Consider the following 6,969-nt stretch of genomic DNA (forward strand, 5'->3'; position numbering starts at 1 on the left):
AGCGAGGCCAGAGCCATGTTCGAGACACGTGAAGGCGAAAGGCTGCTGGAAACTGATCCGGCCGCCATGCCGCGGGACGGCCATGTCGTCTTCATCGGCCGGATCGCCTCGCCATGGACGAGTCGCGCGACCTGCCCGAAGAACATGCGGGCGGCGCGCAAGATGGGACAGGCGGCGGTGCTGACGATCGACCCGGCCTATCGCGAGGGCCTTGCCGGGCTGGATCGCGCCAGCCATGTCATCATCCTGTCCTGGTTCGATCAGGCGCCGCGGAATCTGATTGTGCAGAAACCACGCCACGCCGCTGAGCCGAAAGGCGTTTTTTCGTTGCGCTCCCCTGCCCGGCCGAATCCCGTCGGGCTGCATGTGGCGAAGCTCGTCGCACTCGACATCGAAGCCGGACGTCTCGACCTCGATGCCATCGACGTGCTCGATGGCACGCCGGTCATCGACATAAAGCCCTATTTTGCCTCGACCGATGCGTTTGCCGAGGCGGTCATTGCCGGACGCGACGAGTGATGAAAGCGCCGACCAACCGCCGCCGCGCCATCGCCAAGGCGCTGACCACCCTGTTGCCGCTGGCACCCTACGCCGACATCGAGAAGATCCGCGCCGACGCTGGCTCGGCGCGTCTGCACAATCTGCCGGCGTCGATCTCCGTCTGGCTGGCGACGATCGCCCATATCCGCCACGTCCACACCGACTATGAGAAGCTCTTGGCCGAGGGCTATGACCGCGACTCCGCGCGCTTCTTCGTCATCGAACAGACCAACATCGTGCTGACCCGCTGGCGCGCCACGCGCCTGCTGGAATCCGACGACGAGGAGGAATGAGGCAACCGCCCTCCCTGGGTGGACCCGAGGCCAAACAGGGGCAGCGGGCTGGCTCTACTGCATAGGGGACAGCGCGCTAGCCTGTCTTGTCACATCGAGCAGGGACGACCGCGATGAGCCAGAACGCTGCTGCCACTACGCCCACCGGGCCTGTTCTATCAGACCGCCACATCGATCCGCATGCCTATCCCCACGGCGTCGCCTTTCTCGACGGGCAATACCTGCCGATGTCGCAAGCCAAGATCTCCGTGCTGGACTGGGGTTTCCTGCATTCCGACGCCACTTACGACACCGTCCATGTCTGGGACGGCAGCTTCTTCCGGCTGGATCTGCATCTCGATCGCTTCTTCGGCGGGCTGGAGAAGCTGCGCATGACGATTCCGTTCGACCGCGAAGCGGTGACCGAGATCCTGCACAATTGCGTGGCGCTGTCCGGCCATCGCGCCGCCTATGTCGAAATGCTGTGCACGCGCGGCGCCTCGCCCACCTTCAGCCGCGACCCGCGCCAGGCGGTGAACCGCTTCATGGCCTTCGCCGTGCCGTTCGGCTCTGTCGCCAATGCCGAGCAGTTGCGGCGCGGTCTGCATGTCGCGATCAGCGACAAGGTCCGCATCCCGCCGGCCTCGGTCGACCCGTCGATCAAGAACTATCACTGGCTCGACCTGGTGCGCGGCCTCTACGACGCCTATGACCGCGGCGCCGAGACGGCGCTGATCCTCGACTTCAACGGCAATGTCGCCGAAGGCCCGGGCTTCAACGTTTTCCTGGTCAAGGACGGCAAATTGTCGACGCCGGGCGTCGGTGTGCTGCCCGGCATCACGCGGCGCACCGTCTTCGACCTCTGCGCCGAGGCTGGCCTTTCCGCTGCAGCGATCGATGTCAGCGTCACCGCCCTGAAAGCGGCCGACGAGGTGTTCATCACCTCGACCGCCGGCGGCATCATGCCGGTGACGATGATCGACGGCGCCCAGGTCGCCGACGGCAAGGTCGGCCCGGTCACCAGCCGGCTGATGGCGCTCTACTGGCAGAAGCACCAGGACCCGGCCTGGTCGAGCCTGGTGCGCTATCGCTGATCATTCGGACCTCATTTCCAAAAAGAGTCTGCCTCGCCTCTGGAAAATCGGCGAGTGCGCCGTATATGGCAAGAAGCGGAGAAGCCTCCGTTTACCCCCAAATCGTGGCCCGCACGGGCAAGGATCTCAGATCATGACAAGCAAGGTTTGGTTCATCACCGGATCGTCGAAGGGTTTTGGCCGCGTCTGGGCCGAGGCGGCACTCGCCCGAGGCGACCGTGTCGCCGCGACTGCCCGCGACGCCGGCACGCTCGCCGATCTCGTCGCGAGATATGGCGACAATGTCGCCGCCATTCAACTCGACGTCACCGAAAAGAAAGCCGTCGACGCCGCGGTCGCCGGGGCGCATGAACGCTTCGGCCGGCTCGACGTCGTCATCAACAATGCCGGCTATGGCCATTTCGGGGCCATCGAGGAAGTCAGCGAACAGGAAGCCCGCGACCAGATCGAGACCAACGTGTTCGGCGCCCTTTGGGTAACGCAGGCCGCCTTGCCGATCATGCGGGCGCAGCGGTCCGGACACATCATCCAGATTTCGTCGATCGGCGGCGTCAACGCCTTTGCCTCGCTCGGCCTCTATCATGCCTCGAAATGGGCGCTGGAGGCCTTCAGCCAGACGCTCAGCCTGGAGGTCGCGGAGTTCGGCATCCACGTCACGCTTGTCGAGCCGGGTGGTTTCTCAACCGACTGGGCAGGACCGTCAGCCAAGGTGTCGAAGCCGCTCGCTGCCTACGAGCCGGCCCGCACGGCCATGGCCGAGCGCCGCAGCCGCGCCGTCGCCGGCGATCCAGAGGCCACCGGATCAGCGATGCTAGCCATCGTCGACGCGACCGAGCCGCCGCTCAGGGTATTCTTCGGCGACGGCGGCTTGCCGATGATCAAGCAGGAATACGCCAACCGCATCGCCACCTGGGAAAAGTGGGATCACGTTTCCATTATGGCGCAAGGCGAAAACAAGAACCGCAAGGCGGCTTAGCACGCCTTAGAACAGGCTGCGTCGCCTTGCGGCGCAGCCCCCCGTTGCCGAGCTAGGCTCGATAAATCCACTGCTCCGGCACCCGCACCGAGATCTCCTCGCCGGTCCTGATCGTGCCCGGCTTCTCGACCCAGGCGACGAGGCCGCGCAGCCGCTTCGCCGCCTTCGGAAACAGGAGCGCGCCGGCCTCGTGGTCGGCCATGCCGGCGTTCTCGGCGACCGAGCGTCCGGCGATGCGACATGGCCCGTTCTGGGCGTCGACCTTGATCGTGACGCCGCCCTTGAAGAACAGCAGCGTGCCGGACGGCAGCATGGAGAGATGCGGCAGCCCTTCGAGGAGAAGATTGGCGCCGATCCATTCCGGCTTGATTTCCGCCAGGCCCATTCGCTCCGCGACGATGGCCAGTTCGTCCGCCGCCACGATCGACAATTGCCGCTCGTTGCGCATCTCGGTGCCGCGCGGATACCAGGGCTCGCGGCCGCCGGAGCGGCGCGTGGCGCCGGCATGGAAATCGCCATCTATGCCGTCGAAGCCGAGCCGCAGTTCCTCAACCGCCCGCGTCTCGAAATGATCGAACGGCGCGACGTAAAGTGCCGAAACCTTCGCCGCGAGTTTGCGCGCCGTGACGATCTCGGCAGGGGTCTCCGCCGCGGGGAACAGATCCATTGTGCTTGCCGTCTCTTGCATGCCCTGACTTAGCCGATGTCGCCGGACGGGGTCCAGTCGAAAGCACTGATGGTCCAGTCGAGCGCCTTGATGCCCATCGACGCCGATCACGATCTTCTTACCCCGATTTTCGTCTTGCGCCGCATTGCCGCCGCGCCATGACGATCCGATAGTGATGTCACGGAGGAGGCTTCCATGCATCCCGCACCCGCTATCGCGGCGCTCTGGCTGTTCTGGGTCGTGTCATGGCTGGCGGCCGCCTTCTGGGCCGACCCGGCGGCAAAACGCGCCGGCTTTCGGGAGGAAGCGCGCTACCGCGCCCTGTGGACGATCGGCGCGATCCTGCTGTTCGTGCCGGCGCATGGTTATGTCGGCCGGCTTCGGCTCTGGATGCCGACCCTCACCGAAGCTTGGGTATGCGTCGCCCTGATCGCGGTCGGCCTCGCCTTCTCCTGGTGGGCGAGGCTGCATCTCGGCCGGCTATGGTCGGGCACCGTCACCGCCAAGGCCGACCACCGCGTCATCGACACCGGCCCCTATGGGATGGTCCGGCATCCGATCTACACCGGCCTGCTTGTGGCGATACTCGCCACCATGGCGGCGAAGGGCACGGTCTGGGGCGTGGCCGGCGCCGCCTTCCTCATCGTGGGCATCGTCGTGAAGGCCAGGCTGGAGGAGAGCTTCCTGCGCGGCGAACTCGGTACGGCCTATGACGACTATGCCAGGCGCGTGCCTATGCTGGTGCCGTTTGCACCAAACTAGGCGCCAAAGTGTGTTTGAAGCCGCCGTTTGCAGGCCGGCCTCACCTCAGAGCATCTTGAGCAAGGCGCCGCCGATCGAATAGCCGGCGCCGAAGGCGCAGATCAGGCCGAAATCGCCGGCCGTCATGTCGGCGTGGTTTTCCGACAGCGCGACGATGGCGCCGGCGCCGGCGGTGTTGCCCAGCCGTTCCAGCACCATCGGCGCGCGGTCATGGTCGACCTCATGGCCGAAAGCGAGCTTGAGGATCATCGCGTTCATGCGCGCATTGGCCTGGTGCAGCCAGAACCGCCGGATGCCCTGCGGCGTCAGCCCGTGCTCGGCCAGGAACTCGACGATGAATTTGTGGCCGGCGACGGTGACCTCCTTGAACACCTTGTTGCCGACCTGCTTGATCAGATTGCCCTCGAGATCGATCCTGTAGGGATCGTCCTGGGCAGTGCGGGTGTGGTAGCCGAGATTGGTGCGAATGTTGTTCGACATCTGCGTCCAGGTGCGGGTGTCCAGCACCTCGAAGCGTCCCGGCCGCTTCTCGCCCTGCTCCAGCCCCTCGACGACCATGGCGACCGAGGCATCGCCGAAGATGAAATGCGTCTGCCGGTCGCGGAAGTTGAGATGGCCGGTGATGATCTCCGGCGTCGAGACCAGCACCCGCTTGTGCGCGCCGGCCCGCACGAGGTTTGCCGCTATGTGCAGCGCGGCCGCGGCGGAAGAGCAGCCGAGCCCCATGTCGAAGCCGGCGCCCTTCGTGCCCAGCGCCTGCTGCATCTCGATGGCGATCGCCGGATAGGGCCGCTGCTGGTGCGAGGCCGAGCAGATGACAAGGTCGATGTCGGATGGTTGCAGGCCGGCATGATCCAACGCCTTCCTCGCCGAGGCGATGCCGAACTCGGCCTGCAGCGACAGCGCATCGTCCGGCCGCGCCGGAATGCGCGGCGCCATGCGGGTCGGGTCGAGAATGCCTTCGCGCTCGACCACATGACGGGTCCGGACGCCCGAGGCATGGACGATGAAGTCGCTGTCCGACTTCTGCAGCAGCGCGTCGCCGGTTACCTCGCGGCGCGCATTCTCCGTGTCGACCCAGGCGTTGAAGCTGGCGACCAGCTCCTCATTGGTGATGACAGGTTCAGGGATTTCAGCGCCGATGCCGCTGATGATGACGCGATGCATTTCCAGTCCGTCCCCTGCGCGGGCGTTGCGGCTTGATGTGAGCGCCAGGGCTCCCGGCGCAACACTTGTCGCATTTGGCCGGTTTATGCCAGCTTAAATCGAATGCTTTGAATTACCAGGCGCAGAGCTTGGTGTTGGTCTGCGGATTGTTCCAGCAGGCGCCGTCGTCGCGGCTCCGCACGAACTGCCCAGGCAGCGACACATTGCGGCGGCCGAAATTGATATAGCCATAGGCAAAGCCCGGGCCGTCGATTTCAAGCACATAGGTCGGATAGCCGGGCGCCGAGATGCGGAAGCTGCCGTCGCTGCCGATCGCCCTGTAATTGCAGGAGAAATAGCCGTCATCCGTGGTGTAGCAGCGCGCCCGCTTGGCCTCTGCCGACATCGAGAAGGCAAGCAGCGCGGCGACGCCCACGCAACCGCCCAGGGCAATCTTCCCCAGCGCCATAGTCTACCCCCCGCCACCTGGACCACCGGTCACGATCCAGGCTGAAGACTGCGCATGGCGACGAATTCCGGTCAAGCACTCGTGATGAGCGCGGCGCGGTGTGGCTAACGCTTCCTAACCGGGACGGCGCGCGGCGATGAAGATGCGGGGAAAGCGCAGCAGCACCTTGCCGTTCGCCGTCTTCGGATAGGCTTTCGCGATCCTTGCCGTGTAGCGGTCGAGGAACAGCTTGCGCTCCTCCGCGTCGAGCGGATCGAGAAACGGCTTCAGCCCCGTCGACTTCACCCATTCGACGATCGCCTCGGCATCGGCGAGCGGGTGATTGTAGATGGTGTGCCAGATATCGAGCCGGTCGCAGTAGGGCGACAACAGATCGTAGTAGAACGACACCGGCGGCAGCGGCTCGCGCGCGGCACCTTTCAGCTTTTCGGCGAACGGCATCTCGGCCGCCGTCTCGCGCATTGCCCGGTGCGAGGGCTCGTCGAGATTGTCGGGCATCTGCACGGCCAGCGTGCCGTGCGGACTCAAAAACCCCATCAGCCGCTGGAACACGGCGGGATGTTCCGGCAGCCATTGGAACACCGCATTGGCGAAGATGACGTCGACCGGCTTCTCCGGCTGCCAGGCGGAAGCGTCGGCGAGCCCGAAGCTCACGTTCGGCAGCCGCGCCCTCGCCTTCTCGATCATGTCGGGCGACGTGTCGAAGCCGCTGACCTCGGCGTCCGGCCAGCGTTCGACCAGAAGCTCGGTCGAATTGCCCGGCCCGCAGCCGATGTCGACGACGCGGCGCGGGAAATCGACTGGCACTTGCGCAACCAGGTCGCGCGCGGGCCGCGTGCGCTCGTCCTCGAACTTCAGATATTGGGCGGCGGACCAGTCAGCCATTTCGGAACCTCGCTTTGTTCGCCGCCCCTAGAGCCGGATGATTTCAGGTCTGTTCGACTTGAAATCTGAATCCGCCTCTAAATCAAAGAGATAGAGCATGATGTCGTCCGAAAACCGCGTCACACTTTTCGGCATCATGCTCTGGACTGCTCCTACCG

The 6,969-nt window shown here is 65.0% G+C and carries 9 protein-coding genes; 5 read left to right on the forward strand and 4 right to left on the reverse strand.

Annotated features, from left to right (window positions below):
- Positions 1 to 15 precede the first annotated feature (15 nt).
- From tsaA to EN781_RS21100, 4 genes are all read left to right on the forward strand, one after another.
- Positions 16 to 519 (forward strand): tRNA (N6-threonylcarbamoyladenosine(37)-N6)-methyltransferase TrmO, encoded by a 504-nt coding sequence (tsaA, locus tag EN781_RS21085; RefSeq protein ID WP_127400296.1) that lies wholly within the window; start codon positions 16 to 18, stop codon positions 517 to 519.
- Positions 519 to 833 (forward strand): DUF2293 domain-containing protein, encoded by a 315-nt coding sequence (locus EN781_RS21090; protein WP_126053873.1) that lies wholly within the window; start codon positions 519 to 521, stop codon positions 831 to 833. The genes tsaA and EN781_RS21090 overlap by 1 nt, the downstream gene beginning before the upstream one ends.
- 113 nt (positions 834 to 946) lie before the next feature.
- Complete coding sequence (locus EN781_RS21095; RefSeq protein WP_126053872.1) at positions 947 to 1,906, forward strand: D-amino acid aminotransferase; 960 nt, start codon at positions 947 to 949, stop codon at positions 1,904 to 1,906.
- A 133-nt stretch (positions 1,907 to 2,039) separates the two neighbouring features.
- Positions 2,040 to 2,882 carry an SDR family oxidoreductase gene (locus tag EN781_RS21100; RefSeq protein WP_126053871.1) on the forward strand — a complete coding sequence of 281 codons (843 nt, stop codon included), beginning with the start codon at positions 2,040 to 2,042 and terminating at the stop codon, positions 2,880 to 2,882.
- 52 nt (positions 2,883 to 2,934) lie between these two features.
- On the opposite strand, the gene EN781_RS21105 is transcribed toward EN781_RS21100, so the two are convergent.
- Positions 2,935 to 3,549: an MOSC domain-containing protein gene (locus tag EN781_RS21105; protein WP_126053870.1), complete on the reverse strand. Its 615-nt coding sequence runs from the start codon at positions 3,547 to 3,549 to the stop codon at positions 2,935 to 2,937.
- A gap of 195 nt (positions 3,550 to 3,744) precedes the next feature.
- Here EN781_RS21105 and EN781_RS21110 point away from each other — a divergent pair, with 195 nt between their 5' ends.
- Positions 3,745 to 4,311, forward strand: a complete 567-nt coding sequence (locus EN781_RS21110; RefSeq protein WP_126053869.1) for an isoprenylcysteine carboxylmethyltransferase family protein — start codon at positions 3,745 to 3,747, stop codon at positions 4,309 to 4,311.
- Between the two features lie 45 nt (positions 4,312 to 4,356).
- Here EN781_RS21110 and EN781_RS21115 read toward each other — a convergent pair whose 3' ends face one another.
- From EN781_RS21115 to tam, 3 genes are all read right to left on the reverse strand, one after another.
- On the reverse strand, positions 4,357 to 5,478 hold the full coding sequence (locus tag EN781_RS21115) for a beta-ketoacyl-ACP synthase III (protein WP_126053868.1): 1,122 nt from the start codon (positions 5,476 to 5,478) through the stop codon (positions 4,357 to 4,359).
- A gap of 112 nt (positions 5,479 to 5,590) precedes the next feature.
- A complete protein-coding gene (locus EN781_RS21120) occupies positions 5,591 to 5,926 on the reverse strand; it encodes a hypothetical protein (protein WP_126053867.1) in 336 nt (111 codons plus the stop codon).
- A 114-nt stretch (positions 5,927 to 6,040) separates the two neighbouring features.
- Positions 6,041 to 6,811, reverse strand: coding sequence for a trans-aconitate 2-methyltransferase (gene tam / locus EN781_RS21125; protein ID WP_126053866.1), 771 nt, complete (start codon positions 6,809 to 6,811; stop codon positions 6,041 to 6,043).
- Positions 6,812 to 6,969 lie beyond the last annotated feature (158 nt).

The sequence above is a fragment of the Mesorhizobium sp. M4A.F.Ca.ET.090.04.2.1 genome (genome assembly GCF_003999085.1).
Classification (GTDB): Bacteria; Pseudomonadota; Alphaproteobacteria; order Rhizobiales; family Rhizobiaceae; genus Mesorhizobium.

What these genes read in the sequence shown, in the direction of transcription:
- EN781_RS21100 (WP_126053871.1), top strand. Translation starts at nt 2,040, where the DNA reads ATGACAAGCAAGGTTTGGTTCATCACCGGATCGTCGAAGGGTTTTGGC.
- EN781_RS21110 (WP_126053869.1), top strand. Translation starts at nt 3,745, where the DNA reads ATGCATCCCGCACCCGCTATCGCGGCGCTCTGGCTGTTCTGGGTCGTG.
- EN781_RS21095 (WP_126053872.1), top strand. Translation starts at nt 947, where the DNA reads ATGAGCCAGAACGCTGCTGCCACTACGCCCACCGGGCCTGTTCTATCA.
- tsaA (WP_127400296.1), top strand. Translation starts at nt 16, where the DNA reads ATGTTCGAGACACGTGAAGGCGAAAGGCTGCTGGAAACTGATCCGGCC.
- EN781_RS21090 (WP_126053873.1), top strand. Translation starts at nt 519, where the DNA reads ATGAAAGCGCCGACCAACCGCCGCCGCGCCATCGCCAAGGCGCTGACC.
- EN781_RS21115 (WP_126053868.1), bottom strand. Translation starts at nt 5,478, where the DNA reads ATGCATCGCGTCATCATCAGCGGCATCGGCGCTGAAATCCCTGAACCT.
- tam (WP_126053866.1), bottom strand. Translation starts at nt 6,811, where the DNA reads ATGGCTGACTGGTCCGCCGCCCAATATCTGAAGTTCGAGGACGAGCGC.
- EN781_RS21105 (WP_126053870.1), bottom strand. Translation starts at nt 3,549, where the DNA reads ATGGATCTGTTCCCCGCGGCGGAGACCCCTGCCGAGATCGTCACGGCG.
- EN781_RS21120 (WP_126053867.1), bottom strand. Translation starts at nt 5,926, where the DNA reads ATGGCGCTGGGGAAGATTGCCCTGGGCGGTTGCGTGGGCGTCGCCGCG.